Below are 24,293 nucleotides of genomic sequence, written 5' to 3' on the forward strand. Positions count from 1 at the left end.
AACTAAAATTGTAGACATTTAATAGCAAACGCGATAAAATTATTGTGTAAAAAATGTTTAAAAATAATCAATAAATTTGTAGAGATTTGAGGTGAGTTATATGACAAAGCTGGATCGCCACAACAAAATATTAAAAATCATCAAAGAGAAAGATATTGAGAATCAAGAGGAATTAGTCAATGAATTGCAAAAAGAAGGGTTCATTGTGACTCAAGCAACCATATCGAGAGATATAAAAGAATTGAAGTTAGTAAAAATATTAAGCAGTGATGGGAAAAGATACAAATATTCCACCAGAGACGTAAATGAAAATATCACGTTGGATAAATTTTTATCGCTTCTTTCTAAAGTAATTGTAGATATAGATTATTCAGGCAATATAATTGCAATTAAAACGTTGTCTGGTGCTGCATCCAGTGCTGCTGAAGCTATCGATGAATTGAATTGGAGTGAAATCGTAGGCACTATTGCAGGAAATAATACTATTTTTGTGCTTATCGATAAAGATGATAATGTAAAAGAGGTAATAGATAGATTAAGAAAAATAGTCGATACACAAATTGGGGAAAATATTAAAGAATTAGGCTGATTTTAAAAACGATATAGGAGGCAAAATTAGATGAATTTATTCAGAAAGAAGTCGGCAGATCAACTGCTTGAGACTGCTGAGAAGACGAATTTAAACAAAAAACTTACTGCCATTGATTTGGCTGCATTGGCCATTGGTTCTGTCGTCGGAACAGGAGTGTTTGTGTCGACTGGTGAAGGTGCTTTAAAAGCGGGTCCAGCAGTGATTATCTCTTATATAATTGGTGGCGTGACGGCTGTATTAGCTGCTTTTATATTTGCTGAGTTGGTTACAATGTTTCCGGTAGCTGGCAGCACATATACTTATTCTTATGTTGCTTTTGGTGAAATAATTGCTTGGATAATAGGATGGGATTTACTCTTGGAATATCTTATATCTGCAAGCGCTGTGGCGTCAGGATGGTCTGGCACGTTTATCGGATTTTTAAAAACTCTTGGCATCACATTGCCTAAAGTCATAACTACACCTCCAATTTCTGGCGGTATCATGGATTTGCCTGCAATTTTGATTACTGCGTTTGTGACATGGATTTTGTACGTTGGCGTAAGGGAAAGTGCCACTGTAAATAATTTGATAGTTCTCCTAAAAATTGCTGTCATAGGATTGTTTGTATTTTTAGGGTTTAGTCATATTAAGATAGCCAATTTTACCCCATTTGCACCGTATGGATTTAAGGGAATAATGACTGCAGCAGCTATCATATTTTTTGCATATGTAGGCTTTGATGCTGTTTCTACTGCGGCAGAGGAGACGAAAAATCCTACAAGAGATGTTCCTTTAGGACTTATGGTAGCGGTGGTATTGATTCTTGTCATATATATGGCTGTTGCTATAACATTGGTTGGGATGGTACCTTTCAAACATATAGATCCAAACAATGCACTTCCTGGTGCTCTTTTAAGTGTTGGGATTAACTGGGGTTCTGCACTGGTTGCTACAGGTGCTATTGTAGGCATGGTTTCGACGCTTTTAGTGACTTTGTATGGTCAGATAAGAATTTTTATGGTGATGGCACGTGATGGTCTTTTGCCAGAGGTTTTTTCAAAAGTTCATCCAAAGTACAAAACTCCTCACATAAATACATTGATTACATGTGTTTTGACTGCTATTATTGCTGGGTTTCTTCCATTAGATGAAATAATTGAGCTTACCAACATCGGTACATTAAGTGCTTTTATCATTGTATCGATTGGCGTATTGGTGCTAAGAGTAAAGATGCCAAATGCTGAAAGAAAGTTTAAAGTGCCGTTCGTGTGGATTGTAGCGCCTCTTACGATGATATTTAGCTTGTACCTTATCATCAATCTTCCGATGGTGACCCTTGCGAGATTTGTGATATGGATGATAGTAGGCTTAATCATTTATTTCGCGTACAGCAGATATCACAGCACTTTAAATGTAAGATAAGATCATTAAAAATCAAATTTTTCTGAATAAGAATAACCGGGCTTAAAACCTGGTTATTTTTTTGTAAAAAATTCGAATTAATATTTTATGCAGTGAATGTATAAAAGTTTGTATAGGTTTGTATATTTTGTAACAATTAGCGACATTAAAAGACATTTATGAATAAAAATCAATCAGTATGCAAGTAAAAATTCATATTTTTTTATAAAAATCGGATAAATACATAAATTTCAGAGAATATACGCATATTTAAGAGGTAAACCGTTATTTCTCTCAGAGAAAACCATATCATATAAAATTAAAATATTTTAAGATTATTGCTGCTTTATTGAATAAGCATTTTAGATGTATAATTGCGATGAACAGATGATGATAAATAAATTTAGAAATGGAGGTAGCAATATGGAATCCTGTGTCAGTATTGATTCTTTGAGCATAAACGTCTATTCTGAAATAGGCGTATTAAAAAAAGTTTTACTACACAGACCTGGGAAAGAAATTGAGAATCTAGTTCCAGACTATTTAGGAAGGCTTTTGTTTGATGATATACCATATCTCAAAGTGGCTCAACAAGAGCATGATAAATTTTCAGACGTATTGCGAGAAAATGGAGTAGAGGTATTATATGTTGAAAATTTGATTGCAGATGTCTTAAATGACGATAATATCAAAAATGAATTCATTGAAGAATTTTTGAATGAAAGCGGCATAATTTTACCTGTTTTAAAGGATGCTTTGAAAGAATATCTTCTTAGCATGAATACAGAAGAAATGATTGACACGATAATTGCTGGAATACGAAAAGATGATGTAAAGCTTAAAAATGTCAATTCTCTTTCAGGTATAATTAAAGATGATTACCCGTTTTACCTTGATCCGATGCCAAATCTATATTTTACCAGAGACATTGGTGCTTCAATTGGAAATGGTCTTTCCATAAGCAGAATGAAAACTGAAGCAAGAAGAAGAGAAACGCTTTTTATAAAGTACATTCATAAATATCATGATCTTTTTAAAGATGCAAATATTCCTCTTTGGTACGACAGAACAATGCCTTTTTCCATCGAAGGAGGAGATGAACTGATATTATCAGATGAAGTGATGGCAATTGGATGCAGCGAAAGAACATCGTCGGAGGCAATTGAGATTTTAGCTAAAAATTTATTGAATGGTAACACAAGTTTTAAAAAAATATTAGTCTTTGAAATTCCTAAAGCCCGCTCTTTTATGCATTTAGATACTGTATTTACAATGGTTGATTACGACAAATTTACTATACATTCAGGTATACAGGGAACTCTCAGTGTTTATGAAATTTCAAATGGAATGGATGGTACTCTAAAGTACAGGAATGATACAAATTCACTTGAAAACATTTTAAGCAACGCATTAGGATTAGATTATGTTGAACTTATAAAATGCGGTGGCGGTGATCCAATAATCTCAGGGAGAGAGCAATGGAATGATGGATCTAATACGCTGGCAATAGCACCTGGTGTTGTTGTAACATACGAAAGAAATTATGTTTCTAACGAATTGTTGGAGAAAAGAGGTATAAAAGTTCTAAGAATACCAAGTGCAGAGCTTTCAAGAGGTAGAGGTGGCCCAAGATGCATGAGTATGCCTCTCGTTAGAGAAAGTTTAAGATAAAAACTAAAAAAATTTAAGGAGGAATTGTTATGCCAATAAATTTAAAAGGAAGAAGCTTTTTAACACTTAAGGATTTCACAACAGAGGAAATTAGGTATTTGCTGGATCTATCGCACGATCTAAAAGCAAAAAAGAGAAATGGACTAAAAGATAAACTTCTTGATGGTAAAAATATAGTTCTCTTGTTTGAGAAGACATCTACGAGGACAAGATGTGCGTTTGAAGTGGCTGCATTAGATGAAGGAGCGCATGTGACGTATTTGGATATGAACAGCTCTCAGATGGGCAAGAAAGAATCGCTGGAAGATACAGCAAAAGTTCTTGGCAGATTCTATGATGGAATCGAGTATAGAGGTTTTGAACAAAAAGTTGTTGAAGATCTCGCAAAATATTCTGGAGTTCCTGTTTTTAATGGGCTTACAGATGTGGATCATCCTACACAAATATTGGCAGATATGCTTACAATAGAAGAACATGTAGCAAAACCACTTAACAAAGTAAAAATAGTTTTTGTAGGTGATACAAGAAACAACATGTCTTATGCATGGCTGTATGGATGTGCAAAAATGGGAATGCATTTTGTGGCTTACGGACCTAAAGAACTGTGGCCAGATAGATCTGTTCTTGATGAGGCAAATAAAATTGCAGAGGAAACGGGCGCTATACTTGAAGTTACGGATGATATCGAAAAAATTAAAGGTGCAGATGTCATATACACAGATATATGGGCTTCAATGGGAGAAGAAGATAAACTGGCTGATAGAGTAAAACTTCTTACACCTTTTAGAGTTGATATGGAAATGTTAGAAGCCACACAGAATCCAGAAGTTATATTCATGCATTGCTTGCCATCTTTCCATGATTTTGAAACGAAAATGGCTAAGGATGCAAAAGAGAAAATGAATCTTGATATTAGAGAAGTTACTGATGAGGTTTTCAGAAGCAAACATTCAGTTGTTTTCGATGAAGCAGAGAATAGAATGCATACAATTAAAGCAGTGATGGTTGCTACTCTATAATGTATTTTACAATGGGTTAGGTTATATACCTATCCCATTGTAAAAATAAATGTATAGGAGGGAAATATATGGATGGCAGTGTTGGGAAGCAAAAAAAGTTGGGGCTAATGCTTTTAATAGCATTAGGAGTGGGTTCGATGATTGGTGGAGGTATATTCAATAGCCCTACTGATCTTATTGGTGTATCAAATCCGCAGTCGGCTCTTATTGCATGGCTGATTGGTGGTATTGGCATAGTGTCGCTGGCGCTTGTGTTTCAGATGCTGGCCAATAAAAGGCCCAGTTTAACAGGTGGAATTTATTCTTACGCAAGAGCAGGTTTTGGAGAATTTGTAGGATTTAATTCTGCATGGGGTTACTGGTTAAGTGCTTGGCTTGGTAATGTTGCATTTTTGGTTTTACTTTTCAAAACATTTAATAGTTTGCTTGGAAAAGGACATGAATTAAAACCAGTAGTTACTTTTATAGTTGCTTCAATTTTACTTTGGATAATACATTATATTATTACAAGAGGAATTAAAGATGCTGGCGTTGTAAATGCGATTGTAACAGTTGCAAAACTGCTTCCATTGATTTTAGTCATCATATTTGGATTGATAGTTTTCAAGGTTCCAATTTTCAATGTACACAACTGGACAACAACACTTGCATCCGATGGCAGTGCAACCAGCTTAATAGGACAAATAAAAGGTGCAATGGGAACCATATTGTGGTGCTTCATAGGTGTTGAAGCCGCAACAGTATTGTCTGAAAGAGCTGAATCTCAAAAAATAGTAGGTAAAGCAACAGTCTTAAGCATTTTAATTACACTTTTGATTTACATGCTTATATCGACTATTGCAATGGGCGTTGTGCCTGCAAAGGTTTTAGCAAAAGCCAGCACTCCATTGGCAAATGTACTTCAAGCTACAATATTAGGAGGCGCTGGTGGAGTTATCGTAAAGCTTGGTCTTATAGTATCACTTTTAGGGGCAACTTTAAGCTGGATACTGTTAGCTGCAGAAATTCCTTATGTAGCAGCAAAGGATGGAGTAATGCCCAAGTGGTTTTCCAAGGAAAATAAAAACGGAGTTCCAATCAATTCTCTTATTTTGACTAATGTGTTAACTCAAATATTTTTGGTGTCATTGTTATCTGACAAATTACAATCTGCATACTATACATTGTATTATATGGCAACTACATTGATACTTGTACCATATCTTTTTTCAGCATTGTTTTCTTTAAAAGTATGTAATGAAGATAAATCTATAGTTGCTGATACGGTAATTTCTTTGATAGCTACTATATATTCTTTATACGTAATTTATGCCGTAGGCATATCGTATTTAGGTCTTGCATTCATTATGTATGCAATAGGCATAATTCCTTACTATATTGCTAAAAGAGAGAGAGGAGAAAAAGTCAGTAAAGCTGAACTCATATCTATGATAATAATGATTTTGATAGCGATTATCATGATTTATGAAGTTGCGACAGGGAAAATAACACCATAGAGAGGAGAAAGTAACATGGCAAGAATTGTTGTAGCACTTGGAGGAAATGCACTTCAGGAAAATCCAAAAGATACATCTGCAGAAGCACAGCTTAAAACAGCACATAGCACTGCAAAAGCAATTGTAGATCTTATAGAAGATGGACATGAGGTTATCATTTCTCATGGCAATGGACCTCAGGTTGGACAAATTGTATCAACGTATGAAACCGCCAATTCTGTAAATAAAAATATACCTGTTATGCCTTTTCCTGAATGTGGTGCATTCAGTCAAGGATACATTGGTTATCACCTGCAACAGGCGATTAGAGATGAGATGATAAAAAGAGGCATCAATAAGGATGTTGCATCTGTGGTTACGCAGGTGGTGGTTGACAAGGATGATCCGGGTTTTAAAAATCCTACAAAACCTGTAGGTTCATTCTTCACTGAAGAACAAGCTAAAAAATTAATAGAAGAAAAAGGATATATAATGAAAGAAGATGCTGGCAGAGGTTATAGGAGAGTTGTCGCATCACCAATGCCGAAAAAGATCGTTGAAGAGGAATTGATAAAAACGATTGTCAATGCAGGTCATGTGGTTATTGCGGTAGGCGGTGGCGGCGTGCCAGTAATTGAGAATGAAGATGGAAGCTTAAAAGGCGTTCCAGCAGTTATAGATAAGGATTTGGCTTCTGAAAAGTTGGCTGAAATTTTAAATGCTGATATTCTCATGATACTTACGGCGGTGGAACAAGTCGCAATAAACTTCAACAAGCCAGATCAGAAAGACTTATCGCTGTTGACGGTAGAAGAAGCCAAAAGATATATAGAAGAAGGACATTTTGCAGAAGGTTCAATGTTGCCTAAGGTTAAAGCGGCAATAATGTTTGCAGAGTCTAAGACGGGACGAAAGTCGATAATAGCATCATTAAGCAAAGCGAAATTGGCAGTGATGGGTAGAAGTGGAACTTCCATAATCTTAAGTCCTGTTGTCGAAAGAAAACTTGCCGATTTAAAAGCTTAAAAGATTGTAAAGTGCTATGGATACTTACGAAGGTGGTTTTTATAATGATGGCTTATAATCAAAAGGCTTTAAGACAATCAAAGATAATCGAGATAATAAGAGAAAAGGAAATAATAAACCAGAAACAGCTTATTGAAGAGCTTAAGTTAAATAAAATTATAGCCACACAATCGACGATTTCTCAGGACATTAAAGAGCTAAGATTGATAAAAGTTCCAAGCACTGATATGAAATCATACAAATATGCTTTTAACGAAGACTGTAGTCTTCCACAAAACAATTTTTTAAATTCCATAGTCGATATTAAATGCAATGGGAATATCATTGTCATAAAGACATTGTCTGGAGCGGCATCTGCCGTAGCCGAGATGATAGATCTATTAAAGTGCGATGACATCGTTGGCTCTGTGGCCGGTGACAATACAATTTTTGTATTGGTGAGAAAACAGGCAGTACAGTGGTCAAAGAAATTTTTAAAAGCGAAATGACAAATTAACTTATTGAAGGCGGATTTATCCGCCTTAATATTTTACCATATTGAAAACTTTAGCTTGAATCCATATTTCTAAAGGGTTAGAATATAATTAATAAATGATACATAATTAATTATATGTATACTATTTGAAAGGAATGAATTCTTCTATGGATAAGCTTAAAGTAGCTGTATTATTTGGGGGGCAGTCTGGAGAGCATGAAGTATCAAGGGTTTCAGCCACTTCTATAATTAACAATATAGATAGAGAAAAATATGAAGTTTACATGGTAGGCATAACCAAAAGGGGTCAATGGTATTTATACAGCGGCGATGTTGACAAGATTGCCACAGGAGAATGGGAAAAAGAAGCTGTGCCTGCTTTGATAGGGCCTTCCACTATGTACAAAGGAATAATTGCATTTAAAGACAAAAGTTATGAATTTTATCCAATTGATGTAGTTTTTCCAGTTTTGCATGGCCCCAATGGGGAAGATGGAACAGTACAGGGCCTTATGGAGCTTTTGGAGATGCCGTATGTTGGACCTAATGTGCTTTCATCATCATTGTGTATGGATAAAGTATTTTCAAAGAGGATATTTTTGGAGTCTGGCATACCGACGCCGAAGTTTACGGTAGTATACAGAAAAAATCTAAATGATGTAGATAAACATGAAAAGATAAGAAGTGAAATATCAGAAAAGATCGGATATCCTTGCTTTGTAAAACCTGCAAATATGGGTTCAAGTGTAGGGATATCAAAAGTTCACAATGAGGGTGAGCTAATTGATGCCTTGAAAATTGCAGCAAAGTATGATAGAAAGATTATTGTGGAAGAAGGTATTGATGCAAGGGAGATAGAGTGTTCCGTTTTAGGCAATGACACTCCTGAAGCATCTGTCGCTGGTGAGATTGTTCCAGCACATGAATTTTACGATTATGATGCAAAATATTTTGATGAAGCATCAAAACTTTTTATTCCAGCGCCTATACCTGATGCTAAGATGGAGGAGATAAGGGAGTTAGCCATAAAGGCGTATACGGCGTTAGACGTGAGAGGAATGGCCAGAGTAGACTTTTTGATGGATAAAAATACAGGTAAAGTCTACTTGAATGAATTAAATACGATCCCGGGATTTACGCAAATCAGCATGTATCCTAAGCTTTGGGAGGCATCGGGGAAACCATACAGCGAACTGATTGATGAGCTTATACAGTTGGCTTTATCTGTCCACAATGAAAAATGTACAAACTGGTAAAGGGGAGTTTGGCTTGAAAAAAGCTTTGATTACAGTTAAAGGCACACAGAAGAATGCTCAAAATGAAACAGATACGATAGAACTTATAACAGAGGGTGAATTTTTGAAAAAAGGTGAATACTACTATATAAAGTACGATGAATCGGAGCTTTCAGGCTTAGACAAGACGACAACTACATTGAAAGTTGGCGAAGATTCAGTAATATTAATGAGATTTGGAGACAATCAATCAAAGATGGTATTTGAAAAGAACACAAGGCATGAATCAAACTATGTGACTCCTTACGGAAATATAATGCTTGGCGTAAAATCTGATGAAATCAAAGTAAATTTGACAGAAAATGGTGGAGAGTTGAAACTCAAATATGCCATTGATTTAGATGAAAGAGTATTAAGCGATAATGAACTACATTTAACGGTGCGGGAGGTTAATTGATTTGGATAATATTGTACAAAGGGTAAAAAATCAGATAACTGAAATGGTGATAAACTCTATAGAGGAAGCTAAAAAGAATGGCCTTTTAAATATTGAAGAAATTCCATCAGTGGAAATAGAAGAACCTAAGGAAAAACAATTTGGAGATTTAGCTATAAACACAGCCATGATAATGGCAAAACCTGCAAAGATGCCGCCAAGAAAGATCGCAGAGATAATTAAAGATGGACTTAAGCTTGAAGGTACAATGATTGAAAAAGTGGAAATAGCAGGTCCAGGATTTATGAATTTTTACTTGAATGATGATTATAACGTTGAAGCATTGATGCTTATAAAAGAGAAAGGTCCAGATTACGGCAGGGTGAATATTGGAAATGGCAAGAGAGTACAAGTAGAATTTGTATCGGCAAATCCAACTGGCCCCATGCACATGGGAAATGCCCGAGGTGGTGCATTAGGCGATGCACTTTCATCTATATTGGACTATGCAGGATACGATGTCACGAGAGAGTTTTACATAAACGATGCAGGCAACCAGATAGAAAAATTTGGCTTGTCATTGGAAGCTCGCTATTTGCAATTATTAGGTGAAGATGCCGAAGTGCCTGAGGGCGGTTATCACGGCGATGATATAATTGAAAGGGCAAAAGAATTTTTAGAATTATACGGTGATAAGTACAAAGATGCAGATCCTGAAGAAAGGAGAAAAGCATTAATACAGTATGGACTTAAAAAGAATATAGCTAAACTTAAAGAGGACCTTGAAGCGTACGGGATAGAGTATGACGTATGGTTTTCTGAAAATACGCTGCATGAAAGCGGTGAGGTACAATCAGTCATAGAAGAACTTAAGGAAAAAGGTTATACGTATGAAAAAGATGGTGCTCTTTGGTTTAAAGAGACGCTTTTTGGTGCTGAAAAAGATGACGTATTAGTAAGGGCAAATGGTTTTCCTACATATTTAGCATCTGATATAGCCTACCACAAGAATAAATTTGTGACTCGTGGCTTTGATTGGGTCATCGATATATGGGGTGCCGATCATCATGGACATGTGGCACCGATGAAGGGTGCCATGAAAGCACTGGGTATTGACCCTGATAGGCTTGATGTGCTTTTGATGCAGCTTGTAAGGCTTATGAAGGGCAAAGAAGTAGTAAGGATGTCAAAAAGGACAGGCAAAATGGTGACATTGAGAGATTTGATTGATGAAGTCGGCAAAGACGCCGCGAGATTTTTCTTTAACATGCGTTCTGCTGATAGTGCTGTTGACTTTGATATGGACTTAGCTGTTGAGCAGTCAAATGAAAATCCAGTTTTTTACGTTCAATATGCCCATGCCAGAATATGTTCTATATTGAGGCAATTAAAGGAAGATGGGATTGATACAGACAATTTAAAAGAAGTCAACTTAAAATTGTTGAGTGAAGATACAGAGATTAGTTTGATTAAAAAACTGGCATATCTGCCTGAAGAAATTACAATAGCAGCAAATACCATGGCTCCTCACAGAATCACGCGGTATATACTCGACGTAGCATCACTGTTTCACACTTTTTACAATAGCTGCAGGGTGAGAGGTGTTGATGAAGAACTGATGAAAGCAAGGATAGTTTTAATCGATGCTACAAGAATTGTAATAAAGAATGTGCTTGATATGTTGAAGATAACAGCACCAGAGAAAATGTAAAGGCGGATTATCCGCCTAATATTTTTATGGAGGTCAGGCTATCCTGAGGAAATTTATGATAAAGCTATGAATCGTGCCAATGATATTAATATAGGACAAGATAATGTGTTATAATATGGCATAGGAGGTGTTAATATGAAAATACGGTATTTTGGACATTCATGCTTCAAGATAACATTAGAAAATGGTATAAGCATAGTGACAGATCCATTTGATCAGACTGTAGGATATCCGCTGCCTGAGACAGAAGCCGACATTGTGACATCATCTCATTCTCATTTTGACCACAATTACTTTAAAGCTGTAAAGGGTGACTTTAAAATCGTGAATACTCCTGGTGAACATGATGTAGATGGTGTTCACATAAAAGGAGTAAGTGTATTTCACGATGACGAGCATGGTGCTAAAAGAGGGAAGAACATAATATTCGTAATAGAGGCTGATGGCATGAAAGTGTGCCATGCAGGGGATCTTGGACACATACTTACAGACGATATGGTGAAAGAAGTAGGGGATGTTGACGTATTGATGGTGCCAGTTGGTGGGTATTACACGATTGATGATAGACAGGCAGTAAAAGTAGTTGAGCAGCTTAAACCAAAGTTGACCATTGCAATGCACTTTAGGACAAGCAACGTTAATTTGCCGATTGAGACGGAGGATAATTTCTTGAAGATGACAGGCGGACGGAAGATACAGTCTAATGAAATTGAAATTGACAGAAATTACTTAGAAGGCAGAAAAGATGTAATCGCTTTGAATTATAAAGATTCCTAAATTTACCACATGTTTTTAAGTATATTATGTCGTAATCGGGACAATATAATATCGTAAGGTTCGCAATGGTTGAGCCAAGATCATATAAGGACGAAAGTTCTTAGATGATCGGCCAAAGATTGATATTGGATCAAGTGGTCCAATATCAGTCGGCGGGCAGACTGTAATATGTCTTGTAAGGCTTTATATTAGTCATATAGATTAATATAAGGTTAAAAGAGATGTATTATAGTCGAGCTAAGATCATTATAAGTTCCGCAGGCCAGATGTATAGCTTAGCGTTGTACTTAGGCTGGAGGTCTAATATAGTCGAGAGATTATATTAGGTTTCTAAGGTATTTATAATGGTCGAGCAAAGGTTTATATAGGTTTTGAGATGCTTGTATTAAGTCATAAGGTTTGATTTAATACAGGTGTGCAAAGATTTATATAGGCTGAAGCGAAGATCATTGCGAGCCTTTTTATATATAATCATGGAGACGGTTATGGCCGTCTCTTTTTTTGTGACAAAAGTCATATACAAGTAGTGACTTTTTGTACTTAATAAAGATCAATTTTTGTTATATGATTTAAACGTAAGATTCAAATAAAGGAGAATGTTTATGAAAGCTGTGAAATTTGAAAGATTGACCAAAAGATTTGGGGACTTAGTGGCAATTGACAATGTAAATCTTGAAATTGAAGAAGGAGAGATTTACGGCTTTTTAGGTCCAAATGGTGCTGGCAAAAGTACAGCTATAAATATAATATGCGGGCTTTTGAAGATAGACAGCGGAAAAGTCTATGTGATGGAGAGGGACATAAAAAGAGAGCCTGATTTCGCTAAAATGAATATTGGCGTTGTGCCACAGGACATTGCTATCTATGGAGAACTGTCCGCATACGAAAATGTAAGCTTTTTTGCAAGTCTTTACGGACTTAAAGGCAGAGAACTTAAAGAAAGTGTTGACATGGCGTTGGAATTCGTAGGTCTACAAGACAAAGCAAATTGGATGGCAAATAAATTTTCGGGAGGAATGAAAAGGCGACTTAATATAGCATGTGCGATAGCGCATAAGCCGAAGATAATAATATTGGACGAACCTACAGTCGGCATAGATCCTCAATCAAGAAATCATATTTTAGAATCTGTGAAAAAGCTAAATGAGATGGGAAGCACTGTAATATACACAAGCCATTACATGGAGGAAGTTGAAGCCATATGCACGAAAATCTCCATAATCGATCATGGAAAGATAATTGCCGAGGGCACTAAAGAAGAGCTTAAATCAATCATTACAGATACGAATACGGTGATGATAACTGTCACTTCAGTGGCGAATATAGATGAAAACAAACTTAAAGCTATTAACGGAGTAAAAAGCATTGATATAGATGAAAATACGGTAAAAATCGTAAGCTATAGGGATGTCAGCAACCTTGACAAGATAATTCACTACTTTACATCTGATGGCATAGCTATCAAAAACATTGAGACACAGACGCCTGATTTAGAAACGGTATTTCTGACGCTTACAGGTAGAAAATTAAGAGATTAAGGTGGATTGATCATGAGAGTATTAAAAATCGCATTGAGAGAAATAAAGGGAAATTTTAGAAGTAAGAAAGCTATGGTATTCATGGTTTTATTTCCCATAGTCCTTATGACTATATTAGGTTTTGCTTTTTCAAATACATTTAATGGAGATCACAAAATAAGCAATATCAGCGTAGAATACACAGATAACGGAAGCAAAGAGCTATCGAAAGGATTTAATAATTTTGTGGATAGCTGTGAGAAGCTGGGGATAAGGTTTCATGAGGTGAAAGAAATAGCCAGTGGCATAAACGATGTTAGAAATGCCAAGTATGCGGGTTACATTGTCTTGAGAGGAAATAATATAGTATTTTATAAAAATGACAGAGACTCTATTGATACAAACATTGTTGAGACAATTCTCAAAGCTTTTGTCGACAGATTTAATGTTGTTGCTGTCGTGGCAAAGGAAAGTCCACAATCATTATCAAAAATAAATGTGAGTGACAATCACGACTTTACAGAAATAGTGTCGTTAAATGGTGAGAGACAGCCGTCTTCTTACGATTACTATTCAATCACCATGTTGACGTTAATCATACTCTACGGCTCTATAAGCGGTATTTACTCTATAAACAGTGAGAGAGTGAGAAATACGGGCAATAGAATGCTTACAACCCTTGCTAAAAAACATGAGATATTATTTGGAAAAATTTTAGGTTCATCTCTATCAGTTTTTTTGCAGTCAATTTTAGTTTTTCTGTACAGCAAGTTTATACTTAAAGCTTATTGGGGTAATGATATATACACAATCGCACTGATAATAATAAGTGAGATCATATTTTCGATAAGTCTTGGAATTTGCCTGGGATTTTTATTTAAAAATAGCGGCGTTGCATCAGGCATTGTCAATGCGATAATTCCTTTTATAGCATTTTTGGGCGGTTCTTATTTTTCAGTAGATTCTGCGGAAGCCTTATTTAAAAATTTGTCCAACATATCACCTGTAAAATGGACAAATTCAGCCATATTAAATGTGGCTTTTGCCAATAACTACAATGACGTATTAACAGCGATAGTCATTAATTTGGCATGTGCTTTTGTTTTCGTGTTTTTAGCCGCTTATTTGTTCCGAAAGGAGGCTTTCTAATCGTGAGAAATGTTTTTCTTCTCGTAAAGAATACTTTAAAATTGTTTTTCAGGAGAAAAGGGAATTTGATTTATATACTGTTGTCGGTTTTAATACCTTTTGTAGTTTTGACGTTGAATCTGTCCGGTAGTTCAAAATTAGCTATTGGAGTCATAAACAACGACACAGGTACATTATCAAAAGACTTAGTAAACTCATTTAAAGATTCTCAAAAGTTCAAAGTTGTCAATATTGATGAAAACAATTTGGATAAATACGTTACAAAAGGCAATATCGATTTTGCAATTATATTTCCGAAAGATTTCAGCAAAAATGTAATTGAAGATAAACCTTTAAAAGTTCAAATCGTGTCCATCAAAGGCAAAGAAGTCGCATTAGCCGTAAAAAATTATGTTGATGAATACATCAGCAATTTAAAATACCTGTCGATTTCTTCTAATGGCGATAGTAGCATTTTTTATAAAATGTATCAAGAATACGAAAAAAATGCCTTGGTAAAGTTAGGCGAATACACAGTTAAAGACAAAAGCGTGATCAACGATATAATGACACGCAGCGTAGGAATGTTTATAATGTTTTTGATGATGGGAACAAGCAGGATAGCAGAGCTTATGCTTCAGGAAAAACGAGATAAAACTTACTCCAGGATATGCGCTGCACCCGTCAAATCCATTGTATATGCACTAAGCAACTTTATAGTGAATATGATAGTGACTTTGTTTCAGATAGAGATGATCATGTTGCTTTTGGCTGTGTTTCTGAAGCTGCCTTTTGATAAATCTCTTTTAGAAATATTTGTAATTCTTATTGCATTTGGGCTATCTGCTATAGGGCTTAGTATGCTTATCGTAGCATTTAGCGATTCTACTGCTCAATCCGGAGGATTATCGACATTGATAATAACTCCAAGCTGTATGTTGGGAGGCGCTTTTTGGCCTATCGAAGTCATGCCAAAGATTTTCCAAAAAGTTTCCTATTTTATGCCGCAAAGATGGGCTATTGATGCCATAACAAAAATAGAAGGTGCAACGTCCAGTAGTGGTGTATTGCCAAATATTTTTATATTGCTGGCATTCTCCCTAACTTTTATACTAATTGCATCGTATAAAATGAAGATGTCTAATAAAACGGCGGATTTTGTATAATTTAAGGCTTTAAGCCTTATTTTTTTATGGTGCAATTATAACCATTTTGGGATAAAATATAATTAGTCTATTGAGGAGATATTTTTATGGAAATGTGGGTTATTGCGACAAAATTGATCATTGTTTTATACATTATTATAAAATACATATACATAGAAGCGGCTACATATCCGGCAGAGTTTGTAGCATTCATTCTTTTATATATATGTATCAATATGGCGTATTATTTAGCAGATAGAAAGAATATAAAAAAGCTTATGCTGCTTATATCCATTGGCTTATTGCTATTTTCGTATAATCATGTTAGCAATTTTTTTGTGTTTTTAGTTCCAGTTAATATTTACGAGATATTTTCAGGATTGATTACTGATTTGTTTAGCCTTATTATTTCGCTTTCAATTATGATGTTCATTAAAAGCGAATTAATACCAGAATATATTATTGTGTTGTTGATGTCGTATCTTATATCATATCTTGCCAAAAGGTCATACGAAAAATTAGAAAGCTTAAAAAGGAAGAATGAGGAGTTAAGATGGAAAATACAGGATTTATACATAAGAATAGATAAAAATGAAGAGTATGAAAGGCAGCTTAAATACACTACACAGTTAGAAGAAAGAAATAGGCTGTCCCAGAGAATCCACGACGATATTGGGCATACAATATCAGGAAGTTTGATGCAGTTAGAAGCTTCGAAGCTTTTAATGGATAGAAACAAAGATGATGCAAAAAGGATGATCCAAAGCACCATAGATACTTTGCGAAATGGACTTGAAAGCATAAGAATTGCATTAAGGGAGATAAAACCACCACTGGAACAGATGGGGCTTAACAGATTGAAGCTTGTTTTGGATGATTTCGCGTTAAAGACTCATATTTCTGCAAATCTAAAATACACTGGTATTATTGATAAGATTACATATTCACAGTGGAATATCATAATGGAAAATGTAAAAGAATTGTTAACAAACGCCATGAAATATTCAAAGGCTACTAAAGTTTCTTTAACCATTGATGTGCTTAATAAATTTATTAAGGTAGAGATGAAAGATAATGGCGTTGGCACAGATGTTGTAAGAAAAGGACTTGGGCTTAAGGGCATCGAGGAGAGATGCGAAAGCATTGGAGGAAAAGTCATTATAGATGGTTCAAATGGATTTTCGGTGATATTTTTGCTTCCATTGGAGGGATGTTGAATGCCGATTAAAATACTTATTGCCGACGATGATTCTCTTATTAGAGAAAGTCTTAAGATCATATTAGAAATGGATAAAGACTTTGAAGTGCTGTCTTGCGTTGACGATGGGTTAAAAGCTTTAAACTACTGCTTAAAACACGACGTGGATGTTGCGTTGATAGACGTTAGAATGCCTGTAATGAACGGTGTGCAGGCATCTTACGAAATATGCAGTCGTACAAAGACAAAAGTTTTGATACTTACCACATTTGACGACGATGAATACATAGTAGATGCCATAAAGAGCGGTGCAAAAGGATATCTTTTAAAGAACAATTCTCCTGAAAACATAAAGAATGCCATAAAAATGGTTTATGCAGGCAATTCAGTTATACAGGATGTGGTTCTTGACAAGATTAAGGAAGGAATCCGTAAGTGCGATGATTCAAAAATTGACATGTCAATGTTCACAAAAAGAGAAATAGAAATAATGGATCTCATATCGAAAGGACTTTCCAACAAAGAAATTGCTGATAAACTTTTTATTTCAGAAGGAACCGTGAAAAACTATATATCGTCTATACTTGATAAGACATCCCTTCAGCATAGGACGCAGATCGCCATTTATTATTTAAATGGAAAAGAAAAAAACCAGTTTAAATGACATCGATATTGTGGTATACTACAATATGCCCTTTAAAACTTTATTTTTGGAGGTGATATGTATGGATAATTTGTCAATACCTGAGATAGTGTCGCCTTTGAGACAGAAGATGGTTAGAGTTCCGGAGGTTATACAAAATGTTTCAGGCATAAAAATACATGGAAAAGTGATAAAGTCAATACTTTTTACTACAGACATAGCTATAATAAGAAACACAAATGCAAATGCCATATTAGCAGTTTATCCTTTTACACCACAGCCTGTCATTACACACGCTATAATTATGGCGTCAGACATTCCTGTGTTTAGCGGTGTCGGCGGTGGACTTACACAAGGCAAGAGAGTGGTCAATTTGGCACTTGATGCGGAATTCCAAGGCGCTATGGGTGTTGTCGTCAATGCACCTACTGCAAATGATATAATCAAAAAGATAAGGGCTACAATCGACATACCGATAATAGTAACCATCGTCTCAGAAAATGAAGACATAAAAGGCCGCGTAGATGCAGGGGCAACGATTTTAAATATTTCAGGTGCAAAAAAGACGCCGCAGATTGTGAAAAGGGTAAGAGACATTTGCCCAAATATACCGATAATTGCCACAGGAGGGCCTACAGATGAGACGATAATGGAGACGATAGAAGCTGGTGCAAATGCTATTTCGTACACACCCCCAACAAATGCGGAGATATTTTCACACGTAATGGATAAATACAGAGAGGAAAGGCAGTAAAAATAGTAAAATATATAAATAAATTGATATTGATAAATAATTAATAATGATTTATAATAGGTTATTATTAATAAGCGGAGGCGTTATGATGTTTAATAGACTTAAGAGGGCTTTAATAGGTAGACCACTGACAAATAAGGCTATTAAAAACGAGAAATACGGCATAATATGGGGACTTCCTATACTGTCCAGCGATGCGATTTCTTCTGTGGCTTATGCCGGCGAGGAAATCTTATTAGTTTTGCTGCCTGCAATAGGCTTTATGGCATATAAAAATCTGCTTTATATTTCTGCCGCTATTATCAGTCTATTATTGATACTTACTTTTTCTTACATACAGACGATAGAAAACTACCCAAATGGAGGAGGCGCCTACATAGTTGCGTCTGATAACTTAGGGAAGACCGCAGGAGTAGTAGCTGGTGCTGCACTATCTGTCGACTATATTTTGACAGTGGCAGTTAGTGTGTCATCAGGTGTTGATCAGATAACATCTGCATTTTTATTTTTAAGGCCTTACTCAATACTTATATGTATCGCAATTGTGCTGATTTTGATGATAGGCAATTTGAGAGGTATACGTGAATCATCCAGAATTTTTGGTGTTCCTACGTATGCTTTTGTTTTTGGCATAGTTGCGATGCTTATTGCAGGTATTTTAAAGATAAAAGGAGGATATGTGCCTCCTACTACACCTTTAAAAGCCGTTGAACCAGTCACACTGTTCTTACTTTTAAGAGCTTTTTCAAATGGATGTTCTGCTTTGACTGGCGTTGAAGCTGTAAGCAATGCGGTGCCGAATTTTAAAGAGCCATCTGTTAAACGAGCAATTACTGTCTTGATTTTGCTATCTTCTATTGTCTTGATTTCATTTGGCGGCATATCTGTCCTTATAAGCATGTATCACGTTACTGCAGGAGACAAAGCTGTAATCATACAGTTAGCAAACGAAATATTTGGTAGAGGCTTCATGTTCTATTACATTACAGCAACAACATTTATCATATTGGTAATGGCATCTAATACTGCTTATTCAGGATTTCCACTCTTACTTGCGATAATGGCAAAAGAAGGACACATGCCGAGACAGCTTAACAAAAGAGGCGACAGGCTAAGCTATTCAAACGGCATAATATTGCTTTCAGTTTTGGCTACTGTTCTTATTGTGGCATTCAGGGCTAATGTCACTTCCTTGATAGGACTTTATGCAATTGGCGTTTTCATATCATTTACTTTGTCGCAGACAGGCATGGCAAAGAGATGGATAACGACGAGAAGCAAAAATTGGGTCATAAAGGCGATTATAAATGGTACAGGCGCTATTGTCACAGCTTTAGTTGTCGTAATTGTAGGAATAACCAAATTTAGAGAAGGCGCTTGGATCGTAATAATAGTTATACCTGTTTTGGTATTTATGATGCTTAAGATAAATAAGCATTACAGGGCTGTGGCTGTACAGCTTAGAGTAAGCCCAGAAGATCTTCAGTGCATAAAGATCTCTGAAAGTCACTATCGAAACAGAGTAATAGTGCCTATAGAGAGCATCAATAAGGCCAGTATCAGAGCGTTAAGGTATGCCAGGACGATATCTGAGCATGTCATCGCTTTTAATGTGTCTATAGATGAGGAAAGCGGTGAAAAGATAAAAAAGAGGTATGCCATGCTTAATACGGACATACCGCTTATTGTCAAATATTCGCCATTTAGGAGAATCGTCGAGCCGCTTCTTAAATTTATAGAATCGGAAGAGTACAACTATAAAAAAGGAGATATGATAACAGTAATATTGCCGCAGTTTGTAGTTAGGAAAAGGTGGCACAACATTCTTCATAATAAGACGAGAGTTTATATAGAAAAAGAACTGTTAAAACACAAACACATCGTCGTTGCGACTATGCCGCTGCAGCTTCACGATGATGATGATATTGAAGATAAATGCAAAAAAGAGCAATAATCTTTATTGCTCTTTTAATATTGTGCTTATGGCGTGAAGGACCTTGTCAATATGGTCTTTTTTGATGTAATAGTGTGTTACAAATCTTACGGCGTAGTCATTGCCGCCGTTTACCTTAATCCCGTAATTTAAAAGTTTTGAGGATAATTGTGCTCCTGTAAGACCTGTTGCAGATATGTCAGACATGACGATATTTGTTTGAACTGTCGACATGTCAACTTTTATGCCTTTTATGTTATTTAAGCCTTCTGCTAAAAGCCTTGCGTTTTCGTGATCTTCTGCTAATCTCTTTGTCATCTTTTCAAGTGCTACAATTCCTGCTGCAGCTAAAATCCCAGCTTGTCTTAAACCACCACCCAACATTTTGCGGTACTTTCTGGCCTTTTTAATGAAATCTTTACTGCCGGCCACAATGGAACCTACGGGTGCACAAAGTCCTTTTGACAGACAAAACATTACGCTGTCAGCGTATCTTGCTATTTCCTTTACGTCCACATTTAGGTATGTGGCTGCGTTGAAAATCCTTGCTCCGTCTAAATGAACAGGTATATCGTGTTCTTTTGCTATCTCATAAATTTCCTTCATATTGCTTAGTGGTGTAACTGTACCACCTGCTTTATTGTGGGTGTTTTCCAGACATATAAGACTTGTCTTTGGAAAATGGATGTCATCTGTCCTGATGGAGTTTAGAACATCTTTCGGGTCCATAATACCATTTATTCCTCGTATAGTTTTAGCTTGCACCCCTGATAGATATCCTATTCCACCGACTTCATACGTAATTATATGGCATTTTTCTTCCAGTATTATTTCGTTGCCGTGATGTGTATGTGTCATGACAGATACTTGGTTTCCTTGTGTCCCGCTTGTCACAAACATTGCATCTTCTTTTCCCATAATATCTGCTGCCATTTCTTCAAGCTTCTTTACAGTGGGATCTTCACCATAAACATCGTCGCCTACTAAAGCTTTGTACATGGCATCTCTCATTTCCTGAGTTGGCAACGTGACTGTGTCGCTTCTTAAATCGATGTATTCCATATGCAATTACCTCCTATCTATTAGCTTAATTTAAGATTAACATTGTTGAAAAGCTAAAGCAATAGATGCGATTACGGGAATTTTGTTATTTAAAGCAATGGTGTTATAATCAAATAAGAAATTTAAATTTTAAGATACGGAGGGGTTGTATGCAGTATAGAGAATTTGGCAATACAGGTGTTAAGGTTTCAGCATTGGGTTTTGGCGCAATGAGATTGCCTACAATAGGCGGAGACAACAGCAAGATCGATGAAGAAGAAGCTATAAAGATGATAAGATATGCTATAGATAATGGCGTTAACTACGTTGATACTGCATATCCGTACCACAATGGGCAAAGTGAGATTGTGGTAGGCAAAGCTTTAAAAGACGGATACAGGGAAAAGACGTATTTAGCTACAAAACTTCCGTCATGGCTTGTTAATGAAAAAGAAGATATGGATAAATACCTGAATGAACAACTAAAAAAACTGGACGTTGACTACATAGATTTTTACCTTCTACACGCATTGGATAAAGAGAGATGGGAGAAGTACAAAAGACTTGATGTGTTTAGCTGGATGGAAAAGGTCAAGAAAGAAGGCAAAGTCAAATTCATAGGTTTTTCTTTCCATGACGAATACAATGTTTTTAAAGGCATAATCGATGATTACGATAAATGGGATTTTTGTCAGATACAGTACAACTACATGGATATAAACAATCAAGCGGGCTTAAAAGGGCTTAAGTATGCTGCGTCAAAGGGATTAGCCGTTATTGTAATGGAACCAATAAGAGGTGGCAAGCTTGCTGGAGATCCGCCAGAGGCTATCAAAGAGCTTTGGAACAGTGCAAGTGTAAAAAGGACACCTGCAGAATGGGCTTTGCAGTGGGTGTGGAATCATCCTGAAGTTTCCCTTGTATTAAGTGGAATGAGCACGATGGAACAAGTGAAACAAAATATAGAAAGTGCCTCAAGATCAAAAGCAAATGGTTTAACCGAGGACGAGGTAAAACTTGTAGATAAAGTCAGAGAAACTTATGAAAGGCTTTCGCCTGTAGGATGTACTGCTTGTAACTACTGTATGCCATGTCCAAATGGTGTGAATATACCTAAGAATTTTGCCGTATACAATGAAGCCCACATGTACAACAATTATGATGAAGCACTTAGAAATTATAATAACTTAAATGAAGGTAAAGCAAGTTCTTGCATAGAATGCGGAGAGTGCGAGACAAAATGCCCTCAACACTTGACAATAATTGATTATCTAAAGGATGTAAGAAGATATTTTAAAGATGCTGTTTAAAAATAAGCCATATTGATGAAACTTAAGTTTCACCAATATGGCTTTACTTTTAGTAGAAAAAACTATGTATAATATTTTTTATAATACTTGCTTTGATAGTTTACTTGTGAAATAATAAATAGTGAATATCTTATTTAGAAGGGAGTGTCAAGAATGGTTCAAAGTGGATTTATGCTATTTCTGCAGTATTTTGTGGCTTTAGCTACACCGATTGTATCAGTTATCTTTTTGGTATTTTACATAGTTTATACATTGAAAAAAATGAAAAAGATTGATTCAATAGAAAAAAGTTTAGCAAAAATAGCAACTTCAGGCAAATCAGAATCAAGTGAATCTTCTTATGAATCTAATGAAGATTTTGAAATTGAAGATGAAGTCGAAGAAGTAGTTGTTAAATAGCAAAATGCATCAGGATGTGATAATGTGGTATGGGATGACTTAGATACACCGATTGGAACGCTAAGAATATATTCAAGCGAAGATGGCATAACGAGGATAGATTTTCCTAATGAAGAACATTTACAATGTTTAAGGAGTACGAATTCATTTATAGCTGATTGCAAAGAACAGCTTAAATTGTACTTTGAGGGTCACTTGAAAGAATTTAGCGTAAAGTTAGATTTAGAAGGGACAGACTTTCAAAAATCTGTTTGGCGAGAGCTTATGAAGATACCGTATGGCTTTTACGCTACATACGGTGAAATCGCAAGAAGAATAGGTAAGCCAAATGCATCAAGAGCTGTAGGAAATGCCCTCAATAAAAATCCTATTCCGATTATCATACCATGTCATAGGGTCATCGGTTCAGATATGACACTGAAAGGCTTTGCAGGAGGACTTAATGTCAAGTCATTACTGCTTCAACATGAAGGTATTGCATTTAAAAAGTAATTTTATTATAATTAGATAATAAATTAATCAATAGACTATGTCCGCTGGGGGTGCTTTTAGCTGAGATGGCAGATGCCAAACCCCTAGAACCTGATTAGGTTAATACCTACGAAGGGAATGCGGCAAAAGACCGCATCGGTGTGCGGTTTTTTTGTTTTAAGCGGTACATAGCCTCAAAAGGAGGTTATTTTTATGTCCTACATTGTAAGCATTTTTTCCGACTTTACAAAAATAAAGCCTGCCACACTTTCCATCATAATTGCGATTCTATTCGCTGCCTTTTTGTTTTACATTTTAAGAAACAGCGTGAAATTTAACGCAAAGATGCTTGTGTACGGTGGATTGGCAATAGCTATATCATTTGTCTTATCGTATATAAGGTTTTATCATTGGCCTCAAGGTGGTTCTATAACGCCAGCCAGTATGCTTCCGCTGTTTGTCTTTGCATACTATTACGGTGCAGGTCCAGGCATAGCGGTGGGAATGGCCTATGGAATACTTCAGCTAATACAAGACCCTTATGTTGTGCATTGGATACAGCTTCTATTAGATTATCCATTGGCGTTTGGTGCCTTAGGACTTGCAGGATTCTTTAAAAAGAATTTAAGTCTGGGAATCTTAGTTGGTGGTTTTGGCAGGTTTTTTTCACATTTTCTATCAGGTGTCTTCTTCTTTGCCAGCTATGCACCAAAAGGTATGAATCCTATTGTCTATTCGCTTCTTGTTAATGGTATATTAGTAGGTGTGGAGGTCTTGATTTGTTTTGTGGTTTCTATTATTCCGCAAGTTAGAAATGCAATTGAGATGATAAAGAAAAAAGCATTAGCGTAAAATTTATAAAAACCCTCTTTTTAACGGAAGAGGGTTTTTATAAATTTTATACAATAAATTGATTTTGATGGTATAATATTAGATAGCAAATAAAAATAAACT

General features: G+C 35.8%; 23 protein-coding genes and 1 riboswitch. Of the genes, 22 read left to right on the top strand and 1 reads right to left on the bottom strand.

Features of this window, described 5'->3' with window-relative positions; all coding sequences use genetic code 11:
• The first annotated feature begins 100 nt into the window (after positions 1-100).
• The 18 genes from HNR52_RS07425 (at position 101) to HNR52_RS07510 (ending at position 20,139) form a co-directional block, all read left to right on the top strand.
• On the top strand, positions 101-589 hold the full coding sequence (locus tag HNR52_RS07425) for an arginine repressor (RefSeq protein ID WP_013786992.1): 489 nt from the start codon (positions 101-103) through the stop codon (positions 587-589).
• A gap of 30 nt (positions 590-619) precedes the next feature.
• Complete coding sequence (locus HNR52_RS07430) at positions 620-1,996, top strand: amino acid permease (RefSeq protein ID WP_013786993.1); 1,377 nt, start codon at positions 620-622, stop codon at positions 1,994-1,996.
• A gap of 402 nt (positions 1,997-2,398) precedes the next feature.
• On the top strand, positions 2,399-3,646 hold the full coding sequence (gene arcA / locus HNR52_RS07435; protein WP_013786994.1) for an arginine deiminase: 1,248 nt from the start codon (positions 2,399-2,401) through the stop codon (positions 3,644-3,646).
• Between the two features lie 29 nt (positions 3,647-3,675).
• Positions 3,676-4,665, top strand: coding sequence for an ornithine carbamoyltransferase (argF, locus tag HNR52_RS07440; RefSeq protein ID WP_013786995.1), 990 nt, complete (start codon positions 3,676-3,678; stop codon positions 4,663-4,665).
• A 68-nt stretch (positions 4,666-4,733) separates the two neighbouring features.
• Entirely contained in the window at positions 4,734-6,161 is a 1,428-nt protein-coding gene (locus HNR52_RS07445) for a basic amino acid/polyamine antiporter (RefSeq protein WP_435620162.1), read from the top strand.
• Between the two features lie 15 nt (positions 6,162-6,176).
• Positions 6,177-7,166, top strand: coding sequence for a carbamate kinase (gene arcC, locus HNR52_RS07450; protein WP_435620163.1), 990 nt, complete (start codon positions 6,177-6,179; stop codon positions 7,164-7,166).
• Positions 7,167-7,210: 44 nt separating this feature from the next.
• Positions 7,211-7,654, top strand: a complete 444-nt coding sequence (locus tag HNR52_RS07455; RefSeq protein WP_435620164.1) for an arginine repressor — start codon at positions 7,211-7,213, stop codon at positions 7,652-7,654.
• Positions 7,655-7,808: 154 nt separating this feature from the next.
• Complete coding sequence (locus HNR52_RS07460) at positions 7,809-8,897, top strand: D-alanine--D-alanine ligase family protein (protein WP_435620165.1); 1,089 nt, start codon at positions 7,809-7,811, stop codon at positions 8,895-8,897.
• Between the two features lie 13 nt (positions 8,898-8,910).
• On the top strand, positions 8,911-9,333 hold the full coding sequence (locus HNR52_RS07465; RefSeq protein ID WP_435620166.1) for a YwiB family protein: 423 nt from the start codon (positions 8,911-8,913) through the stop codon (positions 9,331-9,333).
• A 1-nt stretch (position 9,334) separates the two neighbouring features.
• Positions 9,335-11,023 (top strand): arginine--tRNA ligase, encoded by a 1,689-nt coding sequence (argS, locus tag HNR52_RS07470; RefSeq protein ID WP_435620167.1) that lies wholly within the window; start codon positions 9,335-9,337, stop codon positions 11,021-11,023.
• A gap of 135 nt (positions 11,024-11,158) precedes the next feature.
• A complete protein-coding gene (locus tag HNR52_RS07475) occupies positions 11,159-11,800 on the top strand; it encodes an MBL fold metallo-hydrolase (RefSeq protein WP_435620168.1) in 642 nt (213 codons plus the stop codon).
• A gap of 602 nt (positions 11,801-12,402) precedes the next feature.
• Positions 12,403-13,338, top strand: a complete 936-nt coding sequence (locus HNR52_RS07480; RefSeq protein WP_045408383.1) for an ABC transporter ATP-binding protein — start codon at positions 12,403-12,405, stop codon at positions 13,336-13,338.
• A gap of 12 nt (positions 13,339-13,350) precedes the next feature.
• Positions 13,351-14,466 (top strand): ABC transporter permease, encoded by a 1,116-nt coding sequence (locus tag HNR52_RS07485; protein WP_435620169.1) that lies wholly within the window; start codon positions 13,351-13,353, stop codon positions 14,464-14,466.
• Between the two features lie 2 nt (positions 14,467-14,468).
• Positions 14,469-15,611, top strand: a complete 1,143-nt coding sequence (locus HNR52_RS07490; RefSeq protein ID WP_435620170.1) for an ABC transporter permease — start codon at positions 14,469-14,471, stop codon at positions 15,609-15,611.
• Positions 15,612-15,697: 86 nt separating this feature from the next.
• Positions 15,698-16,807, top strand: a complete 1,110-nt coding sequence (locus HNR52_RS07495; RefSeq protein ID WP_435620171.1) for a sensor histidine kinase — start codon at positions 15,698-15,700, stop codon at positions 16,805-16,807.
• Positions 16,808-17,452, top strand: a complete 645-nt coding sequence (locus tag HNR52_RS07500; protein WP_435620172.1) for a response regulator transcription factor — start codon at positions 16,808-16,810, stop codon at positions 17,450-17,452. It abuts the gene before it with no gap.
• Positions 17,453-17,513: 61 nt separating this feature from the next.
• Positions 17,514-18,185 carry a beta/alpha barrel domain-containing protein gene (locus tag HNR52_RS07505; protein ID WP_013787003.1) on the top strand — a complete coding sequence of 224 codons (672 nt, stop codon included), beginning with the start codon at positions 17,514-17,516 and terminating at the stop codon, positions 18,183-18,185.
• 88 nt (positions 18,186-18,273) lie between these two features.
• Positions 18,274-20,139 (top strand): APC family permease, encoded by a 1,866-nt coding sequence (locus HNR52_RS07510; RefSeq protein ID WP_435620173.1) that lies wholly within the window; start codon positions 18,274-18,276, stop codon positions 20,137-20,139.
• Between the two features lie 3 nt (positions 20,140-20,142).
• Here HNR52_RS07510 and ltaE read toward each other — a convergent pair whose 3' ends face one another.
• Positions 20,143-21,180, bottom strand: coding sequence for a low-specificity L-threonine aldolase (gene ltaE / locus HNR52_RS07515; protein ID WP_435620174.1), 1,038 nt, complete (start codon positions 21,178-21,180; stop codon positions 20,143-20,145).
• Positions 21,181-21,329: 149 nt separating this feature from the next.
• Here ltaE and HNR52_RS07520 point away from each other — a divergent pair, with 149 nt between their 5' ends.
• The 4 genes from HNR52_RS07520 to thiT all read left to right on the top strand — a co-directional run bounded on the left by HNR52_RS07520 (position 21,330) and on the right by thiT (position 24,191).
• Positions 21,330-22,469, top strand: a complete 1,140-nt coding sequence (locus HNR52_RS07520) for an aldo/keto reductase (RefSeq protein ID WP_435620175.1) — start codon at positions 21,330-21,332, stop codon at positions 22,467-22,469.
• A 153-nt stretch (positions 22,470-22,622) separates the two neighbouring features.
• Positions 22,623-22,868, top strand: a complete 246-nt coding sequence (locus HNR52_RS07525) for a hypothetical protein (protein ID WP_435620188.1) — start codon at positions 22,623-22,625, stop codon at positions 22,866-22,868.
• Positions 22,869-22,892: 24 nt separating this feature from the next.
• Positions 22,893-23,360 carry a methylated-DNA--[protein]-cysteine S-methyltransferase gene (locus HNR52_RS07530; protein ID WP_013787008.1) on the top strand — a complete coding sequence of 156 codons (468 nt, stop codon included), beginning with the start codon at positions 22,893-22,895 and terminating at the stop codon, positions 23,358-23,360.
• Between the two features lie 36 nt (positions 23,361-23,396).
• A riboswitch (TPP riboswitch) is annotated at positions 23,397-23,495 on the top strand.
• 57 nt (positions 23,496-23,552) lie between these two features.
• Positions 23,553-24,191 carry an energy-coupled thiamine transporter ThiT gene (gene thiT, locus HNR52_RS07535; protein ID WP_435620176.1) on the top strand — a complete coding sequence of 213 codons (639 nt, stop codon included), beginning with the start codon at positions 23,553-23,555 and terminating at the stop codon, positions 24,189-24,191.
• Positions 24,192-24,293: the final 102 nt, after the last annotated feature.

Source organism: Thermoanaerobacterium thermosulfurigenes, from assembly GCF_051201035.1.
GTDB classification, from domain to species: Bacteria; Bacillota; Thermoanaerobacteria; order Thermoanaerobacterales; family Thermoanaerobacteraceae; genus Thermoanaerobacterium; species Thermoanaerobacterium thermosulfurigenes.

What these genes read in the sequence shown, in the direction of transcription:
- HNR52_RS07425 (WP_013786992.1), top strand. Translation starts at nt 101, where the DNA reads ATGACAAAGCTGGATCGCCACAACAAAATATTAAAAATCATCAAAGAG.
- HNR52_RS07430 (WP_013786993.1), top strand. Translation starts at nt 620, where the DNA reads ATGAATTTATTCAGAAAGAAGTCGGCAGATCAACTGCTTGAGACTGCT.
- arcA (WP_013786994.1), top strand. Translation starts at nt 2,399, where the DNA reads ATGGAATCCTGTGTCAGTATTGATTCTTTGAGCATAAACGTCTATTCT.
- argF (WP_013786995.1), top strand. Translation starts at nt 3,676, where the DNA reads ATGCCAATAAATTTAAAAGGAAGAAGCTTTTTAACACTTAAGGATTTC.
- HNR52_RS07445 (WP_435620162.1), top strand. Translation starts at nt 4,734, where the DNA reads ATGGATGGCAGTGTTGGGAAGCAAAAAAAGTTGGGGCTAATGCTTTTA.
- arcC (WP_435620163.1), top strand. Translation starts at nt 6,177, where the DNA reads ATGGCAAGAATTGTTGTAGCACTTGGAGGAAATGCACTTCAGGAAAAT.
- HNR52_RS07455 (WP_435620164.1), top strand. Translation starts at nt 7,211, where the DNA reads ATGATGGCTTATAATCAAAAGGCTTTAAGACAATCAAAGATAATCGAG.
- HNR52_RS07460 (WP_435620165.1), top strand. Translation starts at nt 7,809, where the DNA reads ATGGATAAGCTTAAAGTAGCTGTATTATTTGGGGGGCAGTCTGGAGAG.
- HNR52_RS07475 (WP_435620168.1), top strand. Translation starts at nt 11,159, where the DNA reads ATGAAAATACGGTATTTTGGACATTCATGCTTCAAGATAACATTAGAA.
- HNR52_RS07480 (WP_045408383.1), top strand. Translation starts at nt 12,403, where the DNA reads ATGAAAGCTGTGAAATTTGAAAGATTGACCAAAAGATTTGGGGACTTA.
- HNR52_RS07485 (WP_435620169.1), top strand. Translation starts at nt 13,351, where the DNA reads ATGAGAGTATTAAAAATCGCATTGAGAGAAATAAAGGGAAATTTTAGA.
- HNR52_RS07495 (WP_435620171.1), top strand. Translation starts at nt 15,698, where the DNA reads ATGGAAATGTGGGTTATTGCGACAAAATTGATCATTGTTTTATACATT.
- HNR52_RS07500 (WP_435620172.1), top strand. Translation starts at nt 16,808, where the DNA reads ATGCCGATTAAAATACTTATTGCCGACGATGATTCTCTTATTAGAGAA.
- HNR52_RS07505 (WP_013787003.1), top strand. Translation starts at nt 17,514, where the DNA reads ATGGATAATTTGTCAATACCTGAGATAGTGTCGCCTTTGAGACAGAAG.
- HNR52_RS07510 (WP_435620173.1), top strand. Translation starts at nt 18,274, where the DNA reads ATGTTTAATAGACTTAAGAGGGCTTTAATAGGTAGACCACTGACAAAT.
- ltaE (WP_435620174.1), bottom strand. Translation starts at nt 21,180, where the DNA reads ATGGAATACATCGATTTAAGAAGCGACACAGTCACGTTGCCAACTCAG.
- HNR52_RS07520 (WP_435620175.1), top strand. Translation starts at nt 21,330, where the DNA reads ATGCAGTATAGAGAATTTGGCAATACAGGTGTTAAGGTTTCAGCATTG.
- HNR52_RS07525 (WP_435620188.1), top strand. Translation starts at nt 22,623, where the DNA reads ATGGTTCAAAGTGGATTTATGCTATTTCTGCAGTATTTTGTGGCTTTA.
- thiT (WP_435620176.1), top strand. Translation starts at nt 23,553, where the DNA reads ATGTCCTACATTGTAAGCATTTTTTCCGACTTTACAAAAATAAAGCCT.